Origin of the sequence: Terrabacter tumescens, from assembly GCF_014646815.1 — a bacterium.
Taxonomy (GTDB): Bacteria; Actinomycetota; Actinomycetes; order Actinomycetales; family Dermatophilaceae; genus Terrabacter; species Terrabacter tumescens.
Window position 1 is genome coordinate 282,067 of record NZ_BMNZ01000002.1, and the last position, 23,943, is coordinate 306,009.

General features: G+C 72.7%; 25 protein-coding genes and 2 pseudogenes. 16 read left to right on the forward strand and 11 right to left on the reverse strand.

Annotation, left to right across the window (positions count from 1 at the left end):
- The first annotated feature begins 3 nt into the window (after window positions 1-3).
- From IEY30_RS05280 to IEY30_RS05305, 6 genes are all read left to right on the forward strand, one after another.
- On the forward strand, window positions 4-684 hold the full coding sequence (locus IEY30_RS05280; RefSeq protein ID WP_229674847.1) for a DUF4396 domain-containing protein: 681 nt from the start codon (window positions 4-6) through the stop codon (window positions 682-684).
- Between the two features lie 172 nt (window positions 685-856).
- On the forward strand, window positions 857-1,639 hold the full coding sequence (locus IEY30_RS05285) for a metal-dependent transcriptional regulator (RefSeq protein WP_030197879.1): 783 nt from the start codon (window positions 857-859) through the stop codon (window positions 1,637-1,639).
- Window positions 1,640-1,886: 247 nt separating this feature from the next.
- A complete protein-coding gene (locus tag IEY30_RS05290) occupies window positions 1,887-2,453 on the forward strand; it encodes a TMEM165/GDT1 family protein (protein WP_030197883.1) in 567 nt (188 codons plus the stop codon).
- A gap of 72 nt (window positions 2,454-2,525) precedes the next feature.
- Window positions 2,526-3,344 carry a DinB family protein gene (locus IEY30_RS05295; protein WP_030197887.1) on the forward strand — a complete coding sequence of 273 codons (819 nt, stop codon included), beginning with the start codon at window positions 2,526-2,528 and terminating at the stop codon, window positions 3,342-3,344.
- A gap of 38 nt (window positions 3,345-3,382) precedes the next feature.
- Window positions 3,383-4,051, forward strand: coding sequence for a M23 family metallopeptidase (locus tag IEY30_RS05300; protein WP_043416703.1), 669 nt, complete (start codon window positions 3,383-3,385; stop codon window positions 4,049-4,051).
- A 118-nt stretch (window positions 4,052-4,169) separates the two neighbouring features.
- Window positions 4,170-4,505: a twin-arginine translocase TatA/TatE family subunit gene (locus IEY30_RS05305; protein WP_030197892.1), complete on the forward strand. Its 336-nt coding sequence runs from the start codon at window positions 4,170-4,172 to the stop codon at window positions 4,503-4,505.
- A 67-nt stretch (window positions 4,506-4,572) separates the two neighbouring features.
- On the opposite strand, the gene IEY30_RS05310 is transcribed toward IEY30_RS05305, so the two are convergent.
- Window positions 4,573-5,766: a RimK family alpha-L-glutamate ligase gene (locus IEY30_RS05310; RefSeq protein WP_030197895.1), complete on the reverse strand. Its 1,194-nt coding sequence runs from the start codon at window positions 5,764-5,766 to the stop codon at window positions 4,573-4,575.
- 24 nt (window positions 5,767-5,790) lie between these two features.
- On the opposite strand from IEY30_RS05310, the gene IEY30_RS05315 reads away from it, so the two are divergent.
- Entirely contained in the window at window positions 5,791-6,267 is a 477-nt protein-coding gene (locus IEY30_RS05315) for an ATP-dependent zinc protease family protein (protein ID WP_030197898.1), read from the forward strand.
- Between the two features lie 57 nt (window positions 6,268-6,324).
- Here IEY30_RS05315 and IEY30_RS05320 read toward each other — a convergent pair whose 3' ends face one another.
- The 4 genes and pseudogenes from IEY30_RS05320 to IEY30_RS21805 all read right to left on the reverse strand — a co-directional run.
- Window positions 6,325-7,857 (reverse strand): SulP family inorganic anion transporter, encoded by a 1,533-nt coding sequence (locus IEY30_RS05320; protein ID WP_081920493.1) that lies wholly within the window; start codon window positions 7,855-7,857, stop codon window positions 6,325-6,327.
- 135 nt (window positions 7,858-7,992) lie between these two features.
- Window positions 7,993-8,178 carry a hypothetical protein gene (locus tag IEY30_RS21795; protein ID WP_229674893.1) on the reverse strand — a complete coding sequence of 62 codons (186 nt, stop codon included), beginning with the start codon at window positions 8,176-8,178 and terminating at the stop codon, window positions 7,993-7,995.
- A 45-nt stretch (window positions 8,179-8,223) separates the two neighbouring features.
- A pseudogene (locus IEY30_RS21800) lies at window positions 8,224-8,415 on the reverse strand (MerR family DNA-binding transcriptional regulator); the annotation flags it as partial.
- Window positions 8,416-8,419: 4 nt separating this feature from the next.
- Window positions 8,420-9,652, reverse strand: a pseudogene (locus IEY30_RS21805) (MFS transporter); the annotation flags it as partial.
- Between the two features lie 71 nt (window positions 9,653-9,723).
- On the opposite strand from IEY30_RS21805, the gene IEY30_RS05330 reads away from it, so the two are divergent.
- Entirely contained in the window at window positions 9,724-10,290 is a 567-nt protein-coding gene (locus tag IEY30_RS05330; RefSeq protein ID WP_030197907.1) for a CGNR zinc finger domain-containing protein, read from the forward strand.
- A 131-nt stretch (window positions 10,291-10,421) separates the two neighbouring features.
- Here IEY30_RS05330 and IEY30_RS05335 read toward each other — a convergent pair whose 3' ends face one another.
- Together IEY30_RS05335 and IEY30_RS05340 are read right to left on the reverse strand one after the other, a co-directional pair.
- A complete protein-coding gene (locus tag IEY30_RS05335) occupies window positions 10,422-11,423 on the reverse strand; it encodes an NAD-dependent epimerase/dehydratase family protein (RefSeq protein WP_030197910.1) in 1,002 nt (333 codons plus the stop codon).
- Window positions 11,424-11,485: 62 nt separating this feature from the next.
- A complete protein-coding gene (locus IEY30_RS05340; protein WP_030197914.1) occupies window positions 11,486-11,923 on the reverse strand; it encodes a MerR family transcriptional regulator in 438 nt (145 codons plus the stop codon).
- A 59-nt stretch (window positions 11,924-11,982) separates the two neighbouring features.
- On the opposite strand from IEY30_RS05340, the gene IEY30_RS05345 reads away from it, so the two are divergent.
- Complete coding sequence (locus tag IEY30_RS05345; protein ID WP_052358510.1) at window positions 11,983-12,927, forward strand: NAD(P)/FAD-dependent oxidoreductase; 945 nt, start codon at window positions 11,983-11,985, stop codon at window positions 12,925-12,927.
- A gap of 34 nt (window positions 12,928-12,961) precedes the next feature.
- On the opposite strand, the gene IEY30_RS05350 is transcribed toward IEY30_RS05345, so the two are convergent.
- The gene (locus tag IEY30_RS05350) at window positions 12,962-13,405 is read right to left on the reverse strand and encodes a hypothetical protein (RefSeq protein ID WP_156035245.1); all 444 of its coding nucleotides are present in this window, start codon (window positions 13,403-13,405) and stop codon (window positions 12,962-12,964) included.
- Between the two features lie 51 nt (window positions 13,406-13,456).
- A complete protein-coding gene (locus tag IEY30_RS05355) occupies window positions 13,457-13,690 on the reverse strand; it encodes a hypothetical protein (protein ID WP_030197922.1) in 234 nt (77 codons plus the stop codon).
- A gap of 239 nt (window positions 13,691-13,929) precedes the next feature.
- Between IEY30_RS05355 and IEY30_RS05360 the strand changes: the two genes are divergently transcribed.
- The gene (locus tag IEY30_RS05360; RefSeq protein ID WP_030197926.1) at window positions 13,930-15,264 is read left to right on the forward strand and encodes a C1 family peptidase; all 1,335 of its coding nucleotides are present in this window, start codon (window positions 13,930-13,932) and stop codon (window positions 15,262-15,264) included.
- 191 nt (window positions 15,265-15,455) lie between these two features.
- A complete protein-coding gene (locus tag IEY30_RS05365; RefSeq protein ID WP_030197930.1) occupies window positions 15,456-16,373 on the forward strand; it encodes an amidohydrolase family protein in 918 nt (305 codons plus the stop codon).
- 9 nt (window positions 16,374-16,382) lie between these two features.
- Here IEY30_RS05365 and IEY30_RS05370 read toward each other — a convergent pair whose 3' ends face one another.
- The gene (locus tag IEY30_RS05370; protein WP_081920467.1) at window positions 16,383-17,477 is read right to left on the reverse strand and encodes an alpha/beta hydrolase family protein; all 1,095 of its coding nucleotides are present in this window, start codon (window positions 17,475-17,477) and stop codon (window positions 16,383-16,385) included.
- Between the two features lie 181 nt (window positions 17,478-17,658).
- Complete coding sequence (locus IEY30_RS05375) at window positions 17,659-18,789, reverse strand: glycoside hydrolase family 76 protein (protein WP_030197937.1); 1,131 nt, start codon at window positions 18,787-18,789, stop codon at window positions 17,659-17,661.
- A gap of 138 nt (window positions 18,790-18,927) precedes the next feature.
- On the opposite strand from IEY30_RS05375, the gene IEY30_RS05380 reads away from it, so the two are divergent.
- The 5 genes from IEY30_RS05380 to IEY30_RS05400 all read left to right on the forward strand — a co-directional run bounded on the left by IEY30_RS05380 (window position 18,928) and on the right by IEY30_RS05400 (window position 23,939).
- Entirely contained in the window at window positions 18,928-19,323 is a 396-nt protein-coding gene (locus IEY30_RS05380; protein WP_030197939.1) for a YciI family protein, read from the forward strand.
- Between the two features lie 13 nt (window positions 19,324-19,336).
- Window positions 19,337-20,575 carry an RNA polymerase sigma factor gene (locus IEY30_RS05385; protein WP_081920468.1) on the forward strand — a complete coding sequence of 413 codons (1,239 nt, stop codon included), beginning with the start codon at window positions 19,337-19,339 and terminating at the stop codon, window positions 20,573-20,575.
- Window positions 20,572-21,510, forward strand: a complete 939-nt coding sequence (locus tag IEY30_RS05390) for an alpha/beta fold hydrolase (RefSeq protein ID WP_081920469.1) — start codon at window positions 20,572-20,574, stop codon at window positions 21,508-21,510. Before IEY30_RS05385 ends, IEY30_RS05390 begins: the two co-directional genes overlap by 4 nt.
- A gap of 335 nt (window positions 21,511-21,845) precedes the next feature.
- Window positions 21,846-22,670, forward strand: coding sequence for an SDR family oxidoreductase (locus IEY30_RS05395; RefSeq protein ID WP_030197944.1), 825 nt, complete (start codon window positions 21,846-21,848; stop codon window positions 22,668-22,670).
- 165 nt (window positions 22,671-22,835) lie between these two features.
- Window positions 22,836-23,939, forward strand: coding sequence for an SGNH/GDSL hydrolase family protein (locus IEY30_RS05400; protein WP_030197952.1), 1,104 nt, complete (start codon window positions 22,836-22,838; stop codon window positions 23,937-23,939).
- The last annotated feature ends 4 nt before the right edge of the window (window positions 23,940-23,943 follow it).

Sequence of the window (23,943 nt, forward strand, 5' to 3'; positions counted from 1 at the left end):
ACCATGACCGACGCAGCCCACGCCCAGGCCGCCGAACAGGCGACCGCCCACCAGCACGACCAGCACGACCAGCACGACCAGCACGACCAGCACGACCAGCACAGCTCGCACGCGGGCCACGGTGGTGGCCTCGCGTCGATGGCGGCCAGCGCCACCCTGCACTGTCTCACCGGCTGCGCCATCGGTGAGATCCTCGGCCTGCTCATCGGCACCGCCGCCGGACTCGGCAACGGCGCGACGATCGCGCTGTCGATCGGGCTCGCCTTCCTCTTCGGCTACACCCTCTCGAGCCTGCCCCTGCTGCGCGGTGGCCTGGCCCTCGGCACGGCGCTCCGGCTCGTCCTGGCAGCCGACACCGTCTCGATCCTCACGATGGAGGTCGTCGACAACCTCGTCATGGCCGTCATCCCCGGCGCGATGAACGCAGGTCTCGTCAACACGGTCTTCTGGGTCGGCATGGCGATCTCGCTCGTCGCCGCCTTCGCCGCCGCCTACCCCGTCAACCGCTACCTGCTCTCCCGCGGCAAGGGGCACGCCCTGACGCACGAGCACCACGGCGGGAGCGGGCCGGTCACCGGCGCGCGCCGGTTCATCCCGGTGCTGCCCACCGGTGCGCTCGCGGCCGCGATCGCCACCTTCATGCTCGGTGGGTTCGTCGTGGCCCTCGCGGACAGCCTGACGTGACGCGCCTCTCGCGGGGGACCGACGGCGATCGGTCCCCCGCTAGGCATGCCCATGATAAAAGTTGGGTATGCCGAACTCTGCGTCCCGACGCCTCCTGACCGGGGTGGCCACGACGGCCCTGTTCGTCGGGTGCTTCGTGCTCATCGCCACGCTGCTCCCGTAGTCTCTGGCGGTGGCCAAGACCGAGAACCGCACCGCGATCGAGGACTACCTCAAGGTCATCTTCAGTCTCGGTGAGTGGCAGGACGAGACGGTCAGCAACGCCGCCGTCGCCGCCCGGCTCGGGGTGTCCACCTCGTCCGTCTCCGAGATGGCCCGCAAGCTCGCCGACAACGGCCTCGTGGCGCACAAGCGCTACGGCGGGATGCGTCTGACCGACGAGGGGCTCGAGCAGGCGCTGCAGATGGTGCGCCGTCACCGGCTCGTCGAGACCTTCCTCGTGACGTCGCTCGGCTACGCCTGGGACGAGGTGCACGACGACGCCGAGGTGCTCGAGCACGCGGTCTCGACCCTCATGGTCGAGCGCATGGACACCCAGCTCGGCCACCCGTGGCGCGACCCGCACGGCGACCCGATCCCGACGGCCGACGGGGTGCTGCACCAGCCCACGGCCGAGCCGCTCGCGACGACCCCGGTGGGCGAGCGCCGTTTCGTGGCGCGCATCGACGACGACGACCCGGCCCTGCTGCGCTGGCTCGCCGAGACCGGGATCGCCGTCGACGCCGAGGTCGTGGTGCGCGAGCGCAAGCCGTTCGGGGGTGCGACCCGGCTCGACGTCAGGGCTCCCGGCGCCGCGGTCGACGGGCACCTCGTTGCCGAGCTCGGCGACCAGGCGGTGGCCGCGCTCCTCGTCAGCGTCGAACGGGCCTCGCCAAAACCGTTGAACGCCAAGGGTTGCCACTACTCCGACTGTCGACACATCAGCGCCCCAAGGGTTTCCGAGAAGAATCGCTAGGCGCACCGAGACGTTGCACCGACGGCAGAGCTGCACCTACGGTCGTCACATCGAAAGGGAGTAGTCCCAACGACCGCATCGACACACTGGCTCCGGCCCGGTGCGGCCGGCCCCGATCGCGACGCCGTCCCCGGCAGGCGCGGCCCGCGGCGGACGAGACTTTCGACCTCGTGCCGACCCACCGACGGGCGCGCCAGGTCGAGGCTCCCCGGGTGCTTCGAGCGTGCGCGCCGAGGAGACCCCAACCGTGTCCGCCTTTCTGATCAGCGCCGCCGTCATCTTCGTCGCCGAGCTCGGCGACAAGAGCCAGCTCATGGCGATGACGTTCGCCACCCGCTTCAAGATGCTCCACGTCCTCGTCGGCATCACCATCGCGACGGCCGTCGTCCACCTCGGCTCGGTCGCCATCGGCGCGGCCATCGGCGACAACCTCCCGCGCGACGCCATCTCCGTCACCGCGGGCGTCGCCTTCCTCTTCTTCGCCGCGTGGACGCTGCGGGGCGACTCGCTCTCCGACGAGGAGGCAGCCGTCGCCCGCACGACCCGGCGCACGGCGATCATCGCCGTCACCGTCGCGTTCTTCCTCGCCGAGCTCGGTGACAAGACCATGCTCGCCACCATCACGCTCGCGACGCAGCACGGCTGGTTCGGCACGTGGCTCGGCAGCACGGTCGGCATGGTCGCCGCCGACGCGCTGGCCATCGTCGTCGGGGCCGCCCTCGGCAAGCGGCTCCCGGAGCACGTCATCAAGTGGGGAGCGGCGGCGGCCTTCGTCGTCTTCGGCGTGCTGCTCATCGTCGAGGGCCTGCGCTGACCGGACGCCGATCGTCCGGGTCGAGCCCTACGCTGCCTCTGACGCGATGGCCGCGAGGCGAGGGAGACCGGGATGAGCGACGCCACGTACGAGGACCGGACCGGGGCACGGTTCGAGCGGGTCCGCCTGACCGGGGCGAGCTTCGAGGACGTCCACCTCGACGGGGCACGGCTGCACGACGTCGACCTGCGCAACGCCTCGCTTCGGATGGTCGACCTGCGGGGCCTGCGGGCCCGCGACGTCTGGCTCGAGGACGTCGACATCACCGGCGACGTCGAGAACCTCGTCATCAACGGCGTCGACGTCGCCCCGCTCATCGACGCCGAGCTCGACCGACGCGACCCCGACCGCCCGAAGATGCGGCCCCCCGACGCTGCCGGCTACCGCGAGGCCTGGGACGTCGTCGAGCGACGGTGGGCCGAGACGGTCGAGAGGGCCCGCACCTTCACGCCCGAGCAGCTCCATGAGCGGGTCGACGGCGAGTGGTCTTTCATCGAGACCCTGCGCCACCTCGTCTTCGCCACCGACGCCTGGGTCAACCGGGCGCTGCTCGGTGACCCGGAGCCGTGGGACGCCCTCGACCTGCCCCACGACGACATGCCCGACAGCCCGCCCGTGCCCCGCGACCGCGACGCCCGCCCCACGCTCGAGCAGGTACTGGCCCTGCGCGCCGACCGCATGGCCACCGTGCGCCGCGTCGTCGACGGCCTGACCGACGAGGCGCTCGCCGGCACGACGCAGCCCGTCCTCGAGCCGGGCTACCCGGAGCCCGAGCCGTATGCCGTCACCCGCATCCTGCGCTCGATCCTCAACGAGGAGTACCTCCACCGGCTCTACGCCGAGCGTGACCTCGCCGCTCTCGCGGCGCGCGCGGCGCGGGCGGCCGGCTGAACCGGTGAACGGCCGTGCCGGAGCGGAAGGGTGGGCACGTGACGACGGCTGACGACCCCGGCACCAACCGCGAGCCGGTCGTGCTCGACCTCCCCTTCCGTGGCAGGTGGCTGGCGCGCAACAGTCCTGCCCGCCGCGTGCCCAGCCACGGCACGGACCTGCTCGGCACGACCTACGCGATCGACTTCGTCGCCGTGGACGAGCGCGGCCTGCCCGCGCCGCGGACCTGGCGCACGGCCTTCGCGGTGGAGGCGCCCGAGCTCTTCCGCGGCTTCGGGCAGCCGGTGCTCGCACCGGCTGCCGGTCGGGTGGCCGCCGTCCACGACGGCGAGGGCGACCACGTGGCGCGGCGCTCGCAGCTCACCCTCCTGGCGTATGCCGTGGGGCAGGCGGGGCGCGTGCGTGGCGGTGCGCCCGCCGTCGCCGGCAACCACGTCGTGGTCGCGCTCGGCGCGGCCGGACCCTACGTCCTGCTCGCCCACCTGCGCCGCGGCTCGCTGCACGTGGCCGTGGGCGACGTCGTGTCGCCCGGTGACCTGGTGGGCGAGTGCGGCAACTCGGGCAACAGCACCCAGCCGCACGTCCACGTGCAGGTGACCGACTCGATGGAGTGGCCGTCGGCGCGCGGCCTGCCGATGCTCTTCCGCCGCCCCGGCCGCAGTGGTGCCTGGATGCCGGCGGAGTCGGAGATCCTCGATGTGCCTTGACGCACCCGGAGATCACAGGTGGCTCCCGACCGACTCCCAGACGGCGGGCCTAACGTGCGCTCACATCGAGTGTCGCGGGCGCCCGGCTCGGTCGACCCGCCGATCCCAGGAGGGTGCCATGGCCGATCTCGGGTGGCCGGAGCTCACCATCATCGCCATCGCCGTCGTGCTCCTCTTCGGCTGGAAGCGCATGCCCGACATGGCTCGCAGCCTCGGGCGCTCGGCCCGCATCTTCAAGTCCGAGGTGGACCAGATGCGGCCCTCGTCCGAGTCGTCGGGCACCCCGTCGCGTGACAGCGTCCCCGACGCGGCCCCTCGCGCGGGGTTCGACGAGGACCGCGACGCGGCCCACGAGGCCGTGGCCCGCGCGGACGACCGCGTGGCCGAGGCCGACGCCGAGGTCGCCCGCCTGCGGGCCGAGCTCGTGCGGCGTCGCAACGTCAGCGGCAGCTAGCCCTCGTCACGGAGCGCGCCGGGCGGCATACGCCATCGGGCGCGCTCAGGCGACCCTCAGGCGACCCTCACGCGACGGTGTGGATCGGGTCGTTCGGCAGCTTGCGCACCTTGGCGCGCCGGCGGCGTCGCTCGGGGATCATCGAGCGCATCTCCTCGAGGCGGCCGAAGCACAGCAGCCGGTCCTCGGCCTCGAGCACGACGCGGCGGCGCGGGTTGGGTATGACGCTCGTGCCGCGGTGCAGCGTCAGCACCTGCAGGTCGCGCTCCTCGAGGCCCGAGTCGCCGATCGTCTTGCCGATGATGTCGGCGCCGGCGTGCACGACGAGCTCGGCGACGCCGTAGCCCGTCGAGACCGTGAGGCGCTGGCGCACGTCGATCTCGGGGAAGGCGACCTGGCCGGCGATGTGGTCGATGATCGCGCCGGCGACGTCGAGGTTCGTCGCGGTCTCGATGCCCTCGAGGCCGGGGGAGGAGTTGACCTCCATGACGAGCGGGCCGTCGTTGCCCTCGAGCATGTCGACGCCGGCGACGCGAAGTCCCATGATCTGCGCCGAGCGCACGGCGGCCTGCTCGTACTCCGGCGTCAGCTCGACCGGCTCGACGGTGCCGCCACGGTGGACGTTGGAGCGGAACTCGTCGCCGCTGGCCCGGCGGCGCATCGCGGCCACGACGCGGTCGCCCACGACGAGGGCTCGGATGTCGCGGCCCCGGCTCTCGGTGATGAAGCTCTGGATGAGGACGTTCTGCTTGGTGCTGTGCAGCGTCTCGATGATCGCCTCGGCGATCTTGATGTCGGGCGCGAGGATGACGCCGATGCCCTGCGTGCCCTCGAGCAGCTTGATGACGACGGGGGCGCCGCCGACGCGCTCGATGGCCGGCATGACGTCGGCGCGGTTGCGCACGAACGTCGTCGCGGGCATGCCGATCTGGTGGCGCGAGAGGATCTGCGCGGCGCGGAGCTTGTCGCGCGCGTTGGCGATGCCGTTGGCCGTGTTGGGCGTGTAGACGTCCATCTGCTCGAACTGCCGCACGACGGCCGTGCCGAAGTAGGTGATCGAGCTGCCGATGCGCGGCAGGATCGCGTCGTAGTCCGACAGCGGGCGGCCGCGGAACTGCAGGTCCGGCTCGGGCCCCGACAGGTCGATGGCGAAGCGGAGCGTGTTGAGCACCCGCACCTGGTGTCCGCGGTCGAGCGCCGCCGTGCGCAGGCGCTGCGTCGAGTAGGCACGCGGCGCGCGCGAGAGGATCGCGAGTTTCATGCTGGGTCCTGCCAAGATGGGCGGGTGTCTGGGCCGGCCTATTCAAGCACTCCCGTCGGGTGGCGGGAGTGGGTCTCCCTACCCGACGCGGGACTGCCGTGGGTCAAGGCCAAGATCGACACCGGTGCCCGCACGTCGTCGCTGCACGCCGAGGACGTCGAGGAGTTCGAGCGCGACGGCGAGCCGTGGGTGCGCTTCACCGTCCACCCGTGGCAGGACACCAGCGACGACGCGCACACCGTCGAGTGCCGGGTGCGCGACCGCCGCAGCGTGCGCAGCTCGTCGGGCCACGTGACCAAGCGCTACGTCGTGCGCCTCGACCTCTCGCTCGCCGGCCGCACGGTGCCCGCCGAGGTCACGCTGAGCAAGCGCGACCGGATGGGCTTCCGCATGCTCGTCGGCCGTGAGGCGCTGCGCCAGGGATACCTCGTGGACCCCTCGCGGTCGTATGCCGGCGGCCGCCCCCCGAAGGACGTCCGCCGCCGCAACCGCGGCCGCTGACCGAGTCACCCACCCGACCGAGGGCGTATGCCGTGCGGCCGGGTCCTTCACCTGTCCTCAGTGGGCGCCGGTGAGGTGACCGGCGAGCCGCTCGTGGCGCTCGCGGCTGGGTTCGTTGAGGCCAGTGATCGTGACGGTCTTGCCCCGGGCGGCGTACTTCTGCGTGATCGCGTCGAGGGTGGCGACGCTCGAGGCGTCCCAGACATGTGACCGGGACAGGTCGATGACGACGTGGGCGGGGTCGCCGACGTAGTCGAACTGGGTCACGAGGTCGTTGCTCGAGGCGAAGAAGAGCGCGCCCTCGACGGCATACAGCCGCGTGTCCGCGTCGGGGTGCGCCACGTCGACGACGCGCGTCAGGTGCGCCACGCGGCGGGCGAAGAGCACCATCGCGACGAGGACGCCGACGACGACGCCGATCGCGAGGTTGGACGTGGCGACGACGACGATGACGGTGCCGACCATGACGAGCGTCTCGCTGCGCGGCATCCGGCGCAGCGTGCTGGGGCGCACGCTGTGCCAGTCCATCGTGCCGACCGACACCATGACCATGACGGCGACGAGCGCGGCCATGGGGATGATCGCGACGATGTCGCCGAGGCCGACGACGAGGACGAGCAGGAAGACGCCGGCGAGGAACGTCGAGATCCGGGTGCGGGCGCCGGAGGCCTTGACGTTGATCATGGTCTGGCCGATCATCGCGCAGCCGCCCATGCCGCCGAAGAAGCCGGTGACGATGTTGGCGACGCCCTGCCCCCACGACTCGCGGGTCTTGGACGAGTGGGTGTCGGTGACGTCGTCGACGAGCTTGGCCGTCATGAGCGACTCCATGAGCCCGACGAGAGCCATCGCCAGCGCGTAGGGCGCGATCGTCGTCAGCGTGTCGAGCGTGAAGGGGACGTCGGGCACGAGGAGGCTCGGGAGCGACTCGGGCAGCTTGCCCTCGTCACCGACGGTCGGGACGGCGATCGAGGCCGCGACGGTCAGGACGGTGAGCACGACGATCGCGACGAGCGGGGCCGGGACGGCGGTGGTGACCCGGGGCAGCAGCACGATGAGGGCGATGCCGACGGCGACGAGGGGGTAGACCATCCACGGCACCCCGAGCAGGTGCGGCACCTGGGCGAGGAAGATCAGGATCGCGAGCGCGTTGACGAAGCCGACCATGACCGAGCGCGGGACGAAGCGCATCAGCTTGGCCACGCCGAGCAGGCCGAGGACGACCTGGATGACGCCGCCGAGGATGACGGTGGCGATGAGGTGGTCGAGGCCGTGGTCGCGCACGACCGGTGCGACGACGAGCGCGACCGCCCCGGTCGCGGCGGAGATCATCGCGGGCCGGCCACCGACGAACGCGATGGTGACCGCCATCGTGAAGGACGCGAAGAGCCCGACCCGGGGGTCGACGCCGGCGATGATCGAGAACGAGATGGCCTCGGGGATCAGGGCGAGGGCGACGACGAGGCCGCCGAGGACCTCGACGCGCAGGCGGCGGGGCGAGCGCAGGGCGGCGCGCACGGACGTCACGTCGGCCTCGTGGGCGAACGGTGGGGTCACCGCGCTGGTCGGGGAAGTGGTGGGGTCGGGCATGGTCGGCTCCTGGTGCGTGGGGGCGACACGGCACACCTCCTCGTCGGCTCTCGCCGGGGAGGGACGGTCGCGGGTGTCCGGGACGACGGTGTCCGGGCTGCTGTCAACTGCTGTGGCTTTGAAAGGGTCTGTGGCTCAGTCGATCTCGTCGCCGAGCTGGCGCGCGAAGGCCTCGGCGCTCTCGACGCGCTCGCGCAGGCGTCCGAGCTGGTGCTCGACGAGGGCGTGGTAGGCGCGCAGGCGCTCGGTCAGCTCGCTGCGCCGCGCCCTGCCGAGGCGCGGGCGGGCCAGCTCGTCACGGATGTCGATGAGGTCGCGCATCTGCTCGAGCGTGAAGTCGAGCGGCTTCATCCGCTTGATGAGCAGCAGGCGCTCGACGGCCTGCTCGGAGTAGAGGCGGAAGCCGCCGGGGCTGCGCTGCGGCTCGGGCAGCAGCTCGACCTCCTCGTAGTGCCGGATCGTGCGGAGGCTGAGGCCCGTGCGGTCCGCGACGTCGCCGATCTGCAGCAGGTCGGTGGACACTCGAGACTCTGGCACGACGAGGAACCCTACCCTCACGTGAGGGTAGGGTCCAAACGTGGCCGGCCGTGAGGGCGCGCAGCACCGCCGACGCGAGGAGCACGAGCGCCGCGGCGCGGAAGGGCGCTCCGGGGCCGTAGGCCGTGCCGAGCGTCGTGAGGACGACCGGTGCGACCGAGGTGGCGAGTCCCCACGTCAGTCCCAGCACGGCGAGGTAGGTGCCGCGCGCGTGGTCGGGAGCGAGGGTGCCGGCGCGCGCCATCGTCGTGGCGATGACGAGCAGGCTGCCGATGTCGAAGGCGATGAGGCCGGCGGTCAGCCCGAGCGGGTGGGTGGCGAGCGCGATCGTGCCGAGACCTGCCGCGGCGACGACCTCGCCGAGGAGGAGGACTCCCCGCTCGTCGGCGCGACGGCGCAGCGCGGCCGCGATCCACGCGCCGGGGACGCTCGCGGCAGCACCGGCGGCGAGGATCCATCCGGTCGTCGCCGGGGTGAGCCCGCGCTGCTCGACGAGGAGCGGCACGCCGAGGACGACGAGCATCGTCACGGTGGCGACGACGGTGCCGAACGCGACGACCTGGCGCAGTCGCGGGTCCGTGAGGGCGCCGACCCACCGGGCCCGGGACGACGTCGGGCTCGCCGGCGAGTCGTCCGTGCGCCTGGTCGCCTTCGCCCCGGCGGTCCCTGCGGGGATCCGCGTCGCCACGAGCAGCGCCGCGGTCACGCAGGTGACGGCGTCGACGACGAAGAGCCACCGGAGCCCGAAGCCCGAGACGGCGGCGGCGACGAGACCGGCCAGCACGCCGGCGACGGCGAGCGAGGCGCCCAGGGCGGAGTAGGCGAAGGCGCGGTCGCGCGCGGGGACGAGGTCCGAGACCAGGGCCTGGGTGGGTGGCTCGACGATCTCGTAGGCGAGACCGAGCAGCATGGCGCCGACGAGCGTCCAGGTGACCGTCGGCGCCGCTGCGACGACGAGCTGGGCGACGGCACAGCCGAGCAGGCCGAGGACCATCGTCGACCGGTGGCCCCAGCCGTCGGCGAGGTGTCCCCCGAGGAGCCGCGACGGGATCGTCGCGACGCCGAAGCAGGTGAGCGCGAGGGCGGTCTCGCCGGGGCCGGCGCCGAGCTCGCGCACCAGAAGCACGCCGAGGAAGGCCATCGAGAAGCCGCCGAGCCGGTTGACGCAGCGCGCGGCGATGAGCACCCACAGCCGGGCCGGCAGGGAGGGCCGTCGGCAGGGTCGTCGGGCGTGCAGGGCTCGTGGGGTGGCGCTCACGGGAGGTCATCCTGACTGTCGAACTACACTTTGGCAGTCATGAACCTACGATCGAACGGGTAACTGGTCAAATGAAGTTCGACAGTCACGTCGAGCGGCTCCTCGACGTCACGGTGGCGCTCGTCAACCTCGCGAGCCCCGGCGAGGCCCGCGGGACGGCATACGCCCCTCCGGTGGGGACGGACCTCGTGCGGGCGGTGGCCGACGCGACGTCGACCCCCGACCGGCGCTCGCGACCCACGGCGGCGCAGGCCGGGGCCCTCCTCGAGGTGGTGCCGCGGGCGCGCGCCGTCTTCGAGGCGGCGGCCAGCGACGACCTCGCCACGGCCGCCGGCATCGTCAACGACCTGCTCGAGTCCACCGCCGCGCGTCCGAGGCTCGACCCCGATGCGGAAGGGCGTTTCCAGCTGCACTTCCACGGGCCCGACGACGGCTACGTCCGCGGGTGGCAGGCCGGTCTGGCCTCGGGTCTCGCCGTGGCGCTCGGCAGCGACCTCGGCGGGCGGCTCGGCGTGTGCAGCGCGCCGGCGTGCGACCGCGTCTACGTCGACGGGTCGAAGAACGGGACCCGGCGCTTCTGCTCGACCCAGTGCCAGAGCCGCGTCAAGGCCGCCGCCCATCGCGCCCGCACCCGCTGACGCTGCAACCCACGCGTGCCTCACCCGCCGTCGAGTGGCCCGTCGTCACACCGGTGCGTGGGAACGGTCTCGCAGGTGTCGTGTCGCGTGTGTCGACGGGGCCACTCGATTGGTGGTGGCGTCGGGGTGGGTCAGGTGGCGGTGCGAGCCGCGTGGGCTGCCCAGAGGCGGGCCTCGGCAGCAGCGTCCATGGGCGCGCTGCCGCGGTTGGTCGGCCGCTCGGGAAGGCCCTCGCGCTGGAGCCACGCCCACGTGTCGGCCACCGTCTCGGGCATCGGCCGGCAGCGCAGTCCGGCCGCCGCGGCAGCCGACGTGTCGAGCGCGTGCAGCCCCGCCAGCTCGCCGGTGGGTGGCACCCAGATGGGCAGCTCGGTCCACGGCTCGACCCCCGCGGCCTCGACGGTCTCCGGGTCGAGCCAGACGAGCTCGGCGTCGCCGCCCGTCACGGAGCGGACCTGCTCGAGCAGGGCGCCGATCGTCGTGTGGCCCGGCGTGCTCACCGTGTTGAAGGTGCCGACCGGCCGTGACCCGAGCACCCAGTCCGCGATGTCTCGGGCGTCGACGAGCTGCAGGGGCCGGTCCGGTGGCCCCGGCGCCGGCACGCGACCTCCTGCGGCGATCCGCCTGAGCCAGAAGGGCAGTCGCCCTACCATCTCGTACGGGCCGAGGATGAGCCCGGCCCGGGCGACCGCGACGTCGCCGTCGAACTCGGCGAGGACCGCGAGCTCCCCTCCCCGCTTGGCGGCGGCGTAGTCGGATGCGTCCCGCGAGCCGGCGTCCCCGTCGACGACGGGTGCGCCCTCGTCGGACCCCGGCGCGATCGGCCAGGTGTAGACCGAGCACGACGAGATGTACGTGTAGTGCGAGGCGCGTCCGCGCAATAGGCGCGCCGAGGTCTGGACCGCGACCGGCGCCGCCGACCACGTGTCGACGACGGCGTCCCACTCGTCGTCGCCCAGTGCCGCGCTCAGGACGTCGGGGTCGAGCCGGTCGGCGTGGCGGGCCTCGGCGCCCTCGACCGGCGTGCCGCTGACGCCGCGGGTGACCGTCGTGACGTCGTCGCCGCGGGCGACGGCGGCCTCGACGAACGCGCGACCGACGTGGTGGGTGCCTCCGAGCACGAGAAGTCTCATGGGCCCGATCCTCGCCGGGAGCCGGCGTCCCGCCAAGGACCCTTCGCTCTCGGCGTGAGCGGCTAGGACCAGTCGGCGATGCGAGCCGTCGGCGCCCGGCCCTCGGTCAGGTCGGCGACGTGCTGCGAGAAGCGCGGGCACGCGACGATGTCGTGGGCCCGGCAGCGCAGCGCGTGCTCGGTCATCTCGCGCGACCGCTCGATCGAGCGCGCCCGCTCGGCCAGGTCCCGCAGGTGCGCCTCGAGCACCTCGTGCCGGCCCTGCGCCTCGCCGTCGAGGAGCACGCCGATCTGCTCGAGGGACATGCCGGCGGCCTTGTTGCGCAGGATGACTGCGACACGGACGAGGTCGCCGCGCCCGTAGCGGCGGTAGCCGGACGCGTCGCGCTCCGGCGTCAGCAGCCCGAGCGTCTCCCAGTGCCGCAGCACGTGGGTCGGCAGGTCGAAGCGGGCCGCCAGCTCGCCGACGGTCCAGGTCTCCTCGCGCGTGCTTGCCTTCATGTCGACCTGAAGGTACACGCTGGGCTCGACCAGCACCCGACCTCGCCCGAGGAGACCCCATGGACTCAGACCCGAACACCGACCCGAACGCCGACGCGCCCACACACCTTCACACCGAGGTCGCCGTCGTCGGCGGAGGCCCGGCCGGCCTCCAGGCCGCCCTCAGCCTCGGCCGGATCCACCGCGACGCCGTCCTCTTCGACGACGGCACCTACCGCAACGCGACGGTCAGCCACATGCACAACGTCGTCGCGCACGACGGCACCCCGCCGGCGGAGTTCCGCGCCGACGCGCGCAGGCAGCTCACGGCATACGACACCGTCACGGTGCGGGAGGAGCGCGTCGAGACGATCGAGGAGGTCGACGGGGCGTTCCACCTACGCGGGGCCGACGGCACCACGCTGACTGCGCGGGCCGTCGTCCTCGCGACGGGCGTGCGCGACGAGCTGCCGCCGGTGCCCGGCCTCGAGCAGCTCTGGGGCGACCTCGTGGCGCACTGCCCGTTCTGCCACGGCCACGAGCTGAGCGGCGGGCGGGACGGCGTCCTCGGCGCCTCCGTGGCCCCGCACCTGTCGGCGATGCTCGGCCGCATCGCCTCGGAGGTCGTCGTCCTCACCGACGGAGAGGAGCTGCCGGCGGACTGGCAGGAGCGGCCGACGGTGCGCACCGAGCGGGTCGTCGCGGTCGAGCGGCACGACGGGGGAGTACGCGTGGTGCTCGCGGGTCCCGACGGCGAGCAGGTGCACGAGCAGGTCGCCGGTCTGTTCGTCAGGCCTGCGCTGCACCAGTCGGCGCCGTTCGCGGAGCAGCTCGGGCTCGAGCTGAACCCGTCGGGAGGCGTGCGCATCGACGAGCTCGCGCGGACGAGCCGCGAGCGTGTCTTCTGCGCGGGGGACATGGCCCATCTCGCGGTCTACCCCATGCCGATGGCCTCGGTCGTCTCCGCGGCCGCGGCGGGCCAGCTGGCCGCCTCGGCGGCGATCATGTCGCTGCTGTCCCATTGACCGCCGCGCTGACGGGCAGGCTGACGGGCAGCTCCTACAGACGGGCCGAGGGTCGACGCAGGCGCCGGTGCACCGCCCGGGCGATGTCCCAGAGCCACCACGCGATGAAGGCGCCCGCCACGACGAGGAAGACGGCGATCAGGACCCACAGGTCGGACCCCGGCACGTGCACCTGTGCCGGGCTCGACTCGCCCAGGTAGACGACGGAGACGCGGTCCCCGACCGCTCCGTCGCCGTCGAGGTGCGCGTCGGGGAGCGTCACGCTCCCGTCGGTGCTGACGTAGCGGCCGAACGGCTGGCAGCCACCCTTGCCGCACTGCTCGCGGGTGACCGTGACGGTGCCCGGCAGGCCCTCACCCCGCGAGGCGGCCAGGGCGGGTCCTAGGGCGCCGGCTCCGACCACGAGGGCCGTGAGCGCCATGATCGGGATGAGGATGCGGAGCACGCCGACACGACCCACCCAGCTCAAGACCGACACCGCGGCAACGTAGCACCGCCTCTGATGTGTGGGATCGGTGGGGAGCGGACGTCAGGCGCCGTCCTGGCCCGTCGTCGCGTCGTGCTTCTGGCTCATGACGTAGACGAGGAGCGTGTAGCTGGCGAGGGCGACCCCGGCGGCGAGTGCCGTCACGTAGAGCGCGGCCTGGAGATAGACCACGTCGTGCACGTCGGTGACGTGCGTGCTCCGAAGGCTGATGAGGGCGCCGGACCCGACGAAGACGCCGGCGATCTCGGCGAAGTGCACGAACAGCTCGGTCTCCACGGTGCGTCCACCTCCAGGCGGCCCGAGCCGCCGCGACGTCTCTCCCCTACGAAGCTAGGCGCGTGAGACCTCGTCTGCGGACGGACGGAGAGGGCTGTGACGAGGCGCTCACTCGACGGGAGGTGGGGCAGGGACGTGCCGGCTCAGGACGGATCGTCGACCTGCGGACCGGAGCGCCCAATCGGCCGCGACCCCCGGCATACGATGCAAGGATCCCGAGAAGCTCGAAGGAGTGGCCCATGCCGCACGACCTCGCCCCCGACCTCGTCGAGCGCCTCACGAAGGCGTTCGAGGCCGACCCCACCGCCCGCATGCTGCAGAACGCCGTCACGACGACCTCGGTCGACGACATCGCCCTCGACCGCCGCGTCGTGACGGGCATCGACCACTCGGTGTCGCACCTGCTCGACGACTGGGCCGCGACGTCGCAGGAGAAGAGCGGCCGCTGCTGGCTCTTCGCCGGCACCAACCTGCTCCGCGCCGGTGCGCGCGCCAAGCTCGGGGTCAAGGACTTCGAGTTCTCGCAGAACCACCTGCTCTTCTGGGACAAGTTCGAGAAGGCCAACCACTGGCTCGAGTCGATCATCGCCACGGCCGACGGGGCCGTCGACGACCGCACGGTCGCCCACCTGCTCGCGACGCCGGCCGAGGACGGCGGCCAGTGGAACATGTTCGTCGCGCTCGTCGTCAAGCACGGACTCGTGCCCAAGGTCGCGATGCCCGAGACGAAGAGCTCGAGCAACACGCGCCTGATGAACCGCGACATCTCCACGATCCTGCGCCAGGCGGCGCGCGACCTGCGCGCCCAGGCCGCTGACGGCGCGTCCGAGGCGGACCTGCTCGAGGCCAAGGAGCAGGTGCTCGCCTCGATCCACCGGCTGCTGTGCATCCACCTCGGCACGCCGCCCGAGTCGTTCGTCTGGCAGTGGAAGGACACCGAGGGTGGCTTCCACCGCGACGGCGCCATGACCCCGCTCGAGTTCGCCGAGCGCTACGTCACCGTGCCGCTCGAGGACTACGTCTGCCTCGTCAACGACCCGCGCGCCACCAGCCCCTACGGCCGCACGTTCACCGTCGAGCACCTCGGCAACGTCGTCGGTGCGCCGCCCGTCACCTACCTCAACGTCGAGCCCGACCTCATGAAGTCCCTTGCCGCACAGGCGATCGTCGGCGGCGAGCCGGTGTGGTTCGGCTGCGACACGGGCCAGATGTCGCACGCCGACCTCGGCGTCTGGGACGCCGCCCTCTTCGACCACGCCGCGCTCTACGGCACCGACCCGAGCCTTGGCAAGGCCGACCGGCTGCTCCACCACGAGTCGCTCATGACGCACGCCATGCTCTTCACCGGCATCGACCTGCACGACGACGTGCCGCGGCGCTGGCGCGTCGAGAACAGCTGGGGCACCGAGAAGGGCGACAAGGGCTTCATGACGATGAACGACTCGTGGTTCGCCGAGTTCGTCTTCGAGGTGGCCGTCCGGCGCGACGCGCTGCCGGCCGAGCTGCAGGAGGCGCTGGACCAGGACCCGATCGTGCTGCCCGCGTGGGACCCGATGGGCGCCCTCGCCGGCTGAGCCCACACGACGTCGTCGAAAACTGGGCACTCGACTCGAGCTTCTCGTCGAGTGCCCAGTTCCCGACGTCGGTTCGTGGGCACTCGACTGGGGCTTCTCGTCGAGTGCCCAGTTCCCGACGTCGGTTCGTGGGCACTCGACTGGGGCTTCTCGTCGAGTGCCCAGTTCCCGACTCGCCTACGCTGCGAGTCGTGACGACGGCTGACGCGACCACGACGACGCCGGGCCCCGCGACGGATGCCGAGGTGCCGGCCTACCTGCGCTTTCTCGGGCTGCCGGGGCTCGCGGACATCCACGTGCACTTCCTGCCCGACTCGATGCAGCGCAAGGTTTGGGGCTACTTCGACGAGGCCGAGAAGCACTACGGCGCGCCGTGGCCGGTCACCTACCGAGACGACGAAGCGCAACGACTGGAGACGCTGCGCACCCTGGGGCTCAAGGCGATCCCGGCGTTGGCCTACCCGCACAAGCCGGGCATGGCGCAGTGGCTGAACGACTGGTGCGCCGACTTCGCGCGGCGCGTGCCCGATGCCGTGCACTGCGCGACCTTCTACCCGGAGCCCGGCGTCGGCGACTACGTGGCCACAGCGCTCGACGACGGTGCACGCCTGTTCAAGATGCACGTCCAGGTCGGTGACTTCACCCCCGACGACGAGCGGCTCGAGCCGGCATGGGCGCGCCTCGAGGCGGCCCGCGTGCCCGTCGTCGTCCACGCCGGCTCGGCGCCCTTGCAGGGCACCCACACCGGCCCGGCGGGGGTGCGCGAGGTGCTGCGCCGGCACCCCGACCTCGTCCTCGTCGTGGCACACCTCGGCATGCCGGAGTACCACGAGTTCGCCGACCTCGCAGACGAGTTCGCGGGGGTGCACCTCGACACGACGATGAACGGCACCGACTTCACCAACCGCTTCGCGCCCTTCCCCGACGGGTACGTCGAGCGGCTCGCCGGCCTGCGTGACCGGGTCGTGCTCGGCTCGGACTTCCCGAGCATCCCGTATGCCTACGCTCACCAGCTCGAGGCGCTCGCCCGGTTGGGTCTCGGTGACGACTGGATGCGGGCGGTGCTGTGGCACAACGGTGCTCGCCTGCTGGGGCTGTCCGAGAGCTGAGCGGCCCTCTCAGTTCAGGTGCTTGGCGAGGAAGGCCTCGGTGCGCCGGATCGAGGTGTCCCACTGGGGTGAGGTCAGCGTGTGCCGACCGCCGGGATAGACGTCGAGCTCGACCGACTTGCCCTGGGCCCGCAGCGCCGCGACCGACTCGCGCGACCACGCGATGGGGCAGTCCTCGTCGGCCGTGCCATGGTGGATGAGCAGCGGCTCGGTGATGCGCGCGAAGTACGTCCGGGGGCTCGTGGCGGCCCAGGCGGCCGGGTTCGCCTCCGGCGTGCCGAGCCGCCCCATGAGGGCACGGGCCGCACCCGCCCGAGAGGTGTCGCGCCGCACCCACTTGTCGAAGTTGTCGACGGTGTCGGAGCTCACCGGTGCGTAGGCCACTGCGGCGCGGAAGAGTCCGGGGCGCACGACGAGCACGTTGTAGACGACGCCGCCGCCCATCGACCTCCCGACGAGCGCGACCCGGTCGGGGTCGACGTAGCCGGCCTTCTTCAGCGCGAGACCGGCGTTGATCGCGTCGACGGTGTAGCCGGCCCGGAGGTTCGCGTCGTTGCGCGGGTCCTTGTCGGACTGCGCGTGGTTGCGGTAGTCGATGTGCAGCGTCACGTAGCCCTGGCGGGCGAGACGGTCACGCTCGCGGAGCATCGTCTCGCCGTTGGTGTAGACCGCCGGGTCGACGTAGCCGTGGGCGAGGACGACGGCCGGGAACGGGCCGTTGCCCCGCGGGATGTTGATGCGCCCGGAGATGCGCAGGCCGTTGCTCTCGTAGGTGACGAAGTACTGCCGGTAGGCGCTCGTGCTGCCGCGCTCGCGCCCGAGCCTCAGGGTGCCAGCGTTGTAGCGGGTCGCGATGAGCGCCGCGACCGAGGCCGGGTCGGGCGCCGGCTTCGTCTCCGAGGGTGCGGGGGTGCTCGTCGTGGGAGGCGGTGTGGTCTTCGTGGGGCTGGCCGATGTGCTGGCGTATGCCGTGGGGCGCGGCCCCGGGGTCCCGGCGCCGCGGTCGTCGGTCGGCCCCGTGGTGGAGCAGGCGCCGAGCAGCAGGCCGGCGGTCAGGCCGGCGACGGCGGTGACGGCAGCGGTGCCGGTTCGGCGGGTGCGCACCCTTCGAGTCTCACCCGGGAGCGGCGCGATTCCCAGCCCGCCCCCAGCCTTCGTGCCCGAAGCGAGACCTGCGCAGCCGCCCGACGACCGCTGTTGCAGCCCGCCCGGCGACGCACCGCGCGACACGCGGAGAACGGGTCTGCCGGCATACCAACGGTCGTCCGTCGGCTCACGGGAGCGCTCAGGAGAGCGCGGCGGCGGCCTCGAGGACGGTCCACGCCTGCAGCTGCGGCGACAGCTCGAGCGGCGACGCCGGCGGGCGCCCGCCCGGCTCGACGGGGAAGACCGACGGGTCACGGGCACCCGCGACGGGCAGGCTGCCCCGACCGCGCCACAGCGCGTCGGCCGTGCCGGAGACGAGCCGCCCGGCGGTCTCCCGCGCCGCCGCGTCGAGGGCCGGGGCGTCGGCCGCGAGCGCCAGGTGGCGCACGAGGATGCCGGTGAAGAGGCCACCGTCACCGCCGCCGTGCGTGCGCAGCACCAGCACGCCGTCGACCTCGACGGTCAGTCGCGCGTCGACCGCCGCGACGAGCGCCGCGGCCCGGGCGAGGCTCTCGGGGTCGCCGAGGGTCACGAGCGCGCCGAGCACCGTGCCTTGGTTGTAGGACCACACGTCGGGGACGAGCACCTCGGTGCCGCCCTGCAACCGGATGCCGTCGAGCACGAGCCCGCTGTCCGGGGACCACAGGCGTGCGTAGAGCCAGCCGACGAGCCGACGTGCCTCGTCCGTCTCGCCGAGTCGCGCGAGGTGGAGGGCGGCCGGGCCCGTCGCGGGGCTGTTCTTGAAGTCGCGGTCGCGGCTCCAGAAGAGGCCGCCGCCGAGGTCGTCGGTGTGCGCCGAGCGGAGCTGCTCGGTGAGGTGCCGGTCGGCCGACCGGAGGCGACGGCGCCGGGCCGTGCGGCCGATCGCGTCGTGCAGGAGCCGGAGCCGGCCGGCGGCCAGGGCGAGCCACGCCATGTCGTCGTAGAAGTCGTTGGTCCAGCGCACCCGGTTGCGCAGCCGGATCGTGCTCAGCAGCCGGTCTCCCCGAGCCGCACGCTGGGCCGCCCCGGCCAGGTCGCCGGTCCGGAGCGCACGCAGGCCCGCGTCGACGACGGCGTCGAGGTAGTGCGCCTGCCACCAGTAGTGCCACGTCCCGCGCAGGCCGCCGAGCGTGCGCGACCCGGGTGCGGGGTGCACGATCCGGGCGAGGTGCGTCAGCGGCACTCGGCCCAGGGAGCCGGCGAAGAGCGCCGTCACGGACCGTTCGGCCTCGGCGGCGCGGTCGTCGAGGGCGGTCGGGCGGTGCGGAGGGACGTCGCCGGCGGACACGCAGCGACGCTACCGCGAGCCGATCCGGACACCGGTGTGGAAGGGTCGGCAACGGTGTCGAGATCGCGCCGCCCGCTCCGACGTCCCGGACGACAGAGCGATGGCAAGGCCGTGCGACGGCGTGACGAGGGAGTCGAGATGAAGTACCTGCTGATGATCTGGAGCAACCCGCAGACGTGGGGGCACCCGATCTTCCTGCGCACGCCGGAGGCTGCGGCGATGACCGACGACGAGCGTGCCGGGATGCTGCGCGACTTCGAGGAGCTCATGGCCGAGATTAGCGAGTCAGGTGAGCTCGTGACCGCGCAGGCGCTCGCCGACCCGTTGACCGCGCGCAGCGTCCGGGTGCGCGACGGCGAGAGCCTCGTCACCGACGGGCCCATCGCCTCGTCGAAGGAGCAGATGGCGGGCTACTTCGTCGTCGACTGCGCGACGCCGGAGCGGGCCGAGGAGATCGCGGGGCGCTTCCCCGACGCCCGCTTCGCCGCCGTCGAGGTGCGACCGCTCATGGGCGGATCGGCCGAGGACCTCTGAGAAGGCCTGTGGCGTGGGCGCATCCGTGGTGACCGACGAGCTGTGGCGCAGCGTGCTGCCGCAGGTCATCGGTGCGCTCGTGCGCCGCTACCGCGACTTCGACCGCGCCGAGGAGGCCGCGCAGGAGGCGCTGCTCGCGGCGGCGGCCCAGTGGCCCGAGGAGGGCGTGCCGGACGACCCCAAGGCATGGCTCATCCGCGTCGGCTCGCGGCGCCTCATCGACGGGCTGCGCAGCGACGAGGCGCGCGAGCGTCGTGAGCTCGCCGACGCGACGAGGGCGCCTGCCGACTCCCTGGTCGCCCCGCCTGCGTATGCCGTGGGGTCGGCCGACCGCGACGACACCCTGACGCTGCTCCTCCTCTGCTGCCACCCGGCGCTGGCCCCGGCGGCGCGGATCGCCCTGACGCTCAGGGCCGTCGGCGGCCTGACGACGGCCCAGATCGCGCACGCGTTCCTCGTGCCCGAGGCGACGATGGGCCAGCGGATCAGCCGCGCCAAGAAGCAGATCCGCGACGCGGGGGCAGAGTTCCGCATGCCGCCGCCGGACGACGCGGCGGCCCGGCTGCGGGAGGTCCTGCACGTCCTCTACCTCGTCTTCACCGAGGGCCACACCGCGAGCAGCGGTGGTGAGCTGCACCGGGTCGACCTGACGGCAGAGGCGATCCGGCTCGCCCGCCAGGTGCACGCCCTGCTCCCCGACGACGGTGAGGTCACCGGCCTGCTCGCCCTCATGCTGCTGACCGAGGCGCGCCGCCCGGCCCGCACGAACGTCGCCGGTGAGCTCGTCCCGCTCGCCGAGCAGGACCGCTCCCGGTGGGACGCGGCATACGTCAGCGAGGGCGTCGCCCTCATCAGCGACGCGCTGACCCGGACCAGGCTCGGGCCCTACCAGGTGCAGGCGGCCATCGCGGCCGTGCACGACGAGGCGCCGTCGGCGGCCGAGACCGACTGGGCGCAGGTGCTGGCGCTCTACGGGCTGCTCGAGCAGCTCGCCCCGGGACCGGTCGTGAGCCTCAACCGGGCCGTGGCGCTCGCCATGGTCGAGGGCCCGGCGGCCGGGCTCGCCGTGCTCGACGACCTCGAGCAGGACAAGCGCCTGGCCCGGCACCACCGGCTGCACGCGGTGCGCGCGCACCTGCTCGAGATGACCGGTGACACCGAACAGGCCCGTGAGAGCTACCTGCTCGCGTCACGCCTGACGACGAGCATCCCCGAGCAGGACCACCTCCGACGAAAGGCCGAAGGACTGTGACCGACACCCCGAGCACCCCGAGCACCTCGAGCACCCCGACCACTCCGGTGACCGTGACCGTGACCGAGAGCGACGTCGACCTCGGCGACGGGCACGTGCTGCACGTCTACGACACGGGGGACCCGGGAACCACGGGCGTCGAGCCACTCGTCGTCGTCTGGCACCACGGCACGCCCAACATCGGCGCGCCACCCCGCCCTCTCTTCGACGCCGCCGCGCGGCTGGGCATCCGGTGGGTGTCCTACGACCGGCCCGGCTACGGCGGGTCGACCGCTCGCCCCGGTCGTGACGTCGCCTCGGCGGCGCGCGACGTGGCTGCGGTCGCCGACCACCTCGGCGTGGGCTCCATTGCGGTGATGGGCCACTCGGGCGGCGGCACGCACGCGCTCGCTCCTGCCGCGTTGCTCGGCGACCGGGTCCGTGGCGTCGTCAGCGTCTCGCCGGTGGCGCCGTTCGGCGCCTTCGGGCTCGACTGGTTCGCCGGGATGGCGCCGGGCGGCGAGGCCTCGCTACGGGCCGCCGCGGCAGGGCGGGAGGCCAAGGAGACGCACGAGGCCGCCGCCGCGCAGGTGCCGGAGGGCGAGGTCGACTTCGGGTTCGTGCCCGCCGACCAGGAGGCCTTCTCCGGGCCGTGGGGCTGGTTCGGGTCGGTCGTCGGCCCGGCCCTGGCTGCCGGTCCGGCCGCGCTCATCGACGACGACCTCGCCTACGTCTCCGACTGGGGCTTCGACCTGGCGGACGTCACTGCACCCACCCTCGTCGTCCACGGCGCCGCCGACCGCATGGTGCCGGCGTCCCACGGCGAGTGGCTCGCCCGGGCCATCCCGGGCGCCGAGCTCTGGCTCCAGCCCGGCGACGGCCACATCTCGGTGCTGCGCACGGCCGAGGACGCCCTGACCTGGCTCGCCCGAGCGGCCCGCGCCGCCCGCCCCTGACCTCTCACCCCGTTCGAGGTGATGCCGGGAGCTTGGTGGGTGACGGCATGACCTCCAACGTGCGGTGGGGTTGAAGGCCCAGAGGGTGTAGTCGTCGAGCCACCGGACGATCGATCTGAGGTGGTTCATGGCTTCTCCTTCGCGGGATCACGACAGACGGCCCCGCGGCGGCCTCATCGCATGCACTCCGCGATCCCCCGCGAAGCCGTCACCACCCACGCTGCACCCACGACGTTGCGTCTCGGTGAGATCGGCGTGACATCCGTGTTTCACATCGACCGCGGCCGACCGCGCGGCTTGCGTTGGAGCGCACTCGAAGTCATAGCGTCGAGCGCATGACGAAAACGTGGCTCATCACCGGAACGTCCCGTGGGTTCGGTCGCGAGTGGGCGGCCGCCGCCCTCGAGCGGGGCGACAACGTCGCCGCGACGGCCCGCGACACCAGCACCCTCGACGACCTCGCCCAGATCTACGGCGACCGGCTGCTGCCGATCGCCCTCGACGTCACCGACCGCGACGCCGACATCGCCGCCGTGAAGCAGGCGCACGAGCGCTTCGGCCGCCTCGACGTCGTCGTCAACAACGCCGGCTACGGCCACTTCGGCTTCGTCGAGGAGCTGAGCGAGGACGACGTCCGCGCCCAGATGGAGACCAACTTCTTCGGTGCCCTCTGGGTGACCCAGGCCGCGCTGCCGATCATGCGCGAGCAGGGCTCGGGTCACATCATCCAGGTCAGCTCGATCGGCGGCATCTCCGCCTTCCCGATCGTCGGCGCGTACCACGCGTCGAAGTGGGCGCTCGAGGGCCTGAGCCAGTCGCTCGCCCAGGAGGTCGCGCCCTTCGGCATCAAGGTCACCCTCATCGAGCCGGGCGGGTTCTCCACCGACTGGGCCGGCCCGTCGGCGAAGCACTCCGAGCCGCTGTCGACGTACGACGCCATCCGCGAGCGCACCCACCGCGAGCGCGCAGCCCGCAACACGAGCGGTCCCGGCGACCCCAAGGCCTCGGCCGCCGCCGTCCTCAAGGTCGTCGACGCCGACGAGCCGCCGCTGCGCGTCTTCTTCGGCGCGGCCCCGCTCTCGATCGCCAAGGCGGACTACGCCTCGCGGATCGAGACGTGGGAGAAGTGGGACGACGTGTCCCAGCTCGCGCAGGGCTGAGCCCCGCCGCACGCAGAGGAGGTATGCCGTCACGACCGTCGTGACGGCATACCTCCTATCGCTTCGCCTGCGTCCACGGCTGCACCTGCGGGACTCCTCGCGTGACCTCGGCGGTGCCGGCCTCGTTCTCCCCACGAGACCGACACCGGACGAAGGAGTCCTGCCGTGCCCCGAACCTCGCTCACCACCCGTCTCGCACGCACGGCGGTCGCGACCGCCCTGACCGTGGCCGCGGGCCTCGGCGCGACCGTGGCGCTGACCGCCCCCACGGCCCGGGCGGCGACGACGCGCCACGTGGTCCAGCTCGGCGACTCCTACTCGGCCGGCAACGGCACGGGGACCTACGAGGAGCGCAGCTGCTACCGCTCGCCCGACAACTACGGCTCGCAGGTCGCGGCCTCGATCGGTGCGACCTACACCGACGTGGCGTGCAGCGGCGGGGTGGTCGCCGACCTCCTGCACCCCCGCGACCTCGGCAACGCCTTCACGAAGTCCGCGACCTACTCGATCGACCCGGTCGCCTACCCCGACCAGAAGAGCGAGTGGCTGAAGCGGGCCCAGGCCGAGCGGCTGTGCGGCGTGCCGGCGCAGCCCGACTTCTCCTACCGCTACACGTTCGTCGCCGGCGCGGGTGTGAACGACCTCTACACCGGCACCGTCTCGTGCCAGCTCGTCACGCGGGCGCAGATCGACGCGGTCACGCCGGACACCGACTACGTCTTCGTCACCATCGGGGGCAACGACATCGGCTTCTCGACCATCGTCGTCAACTGCCTGACCCTTCGCGACCCGTCCAGCTGCAAGCAGGCGCTGGACGCGGCCACGGCGAAGGCGCCCCAGATGGTCGAGAGCACGAAGGACGCCCTGCGCGCCGTCGAGCAGAAGTCAGGCGGCCACGCGCAGGTCTACCTGCTGAGCTACCCGTTCCTCGTCAACTCCGAGAGCTACGGCATCCCCGAGGTCGCCCCGGTCTACGACGCCGGCAAGGCCCTCAACGACCTCCAGCGCCTCGGCGACCAGCTCCAGGCCCAGGGCGTCGCCGAGCTCAACGCGGAGCCCGGCGCCGACAACTACCACTTCGTCGACACGGTGAAGCAGGCCTGGGGCGGCCGCGTGCACGGGCTCGACCCGCACGTCGTCGCCGACAACTCCAAGGCGTGGCTCGTGCCCGTCGGCACCCCCGGTCGCGACACGGCCGAGTTCGTCCACCCGACCCAGCCCGGCTGGGACGCGACCGCCGGAGCCCTGCGGACCGCCGTCGGCCGCTGACGCC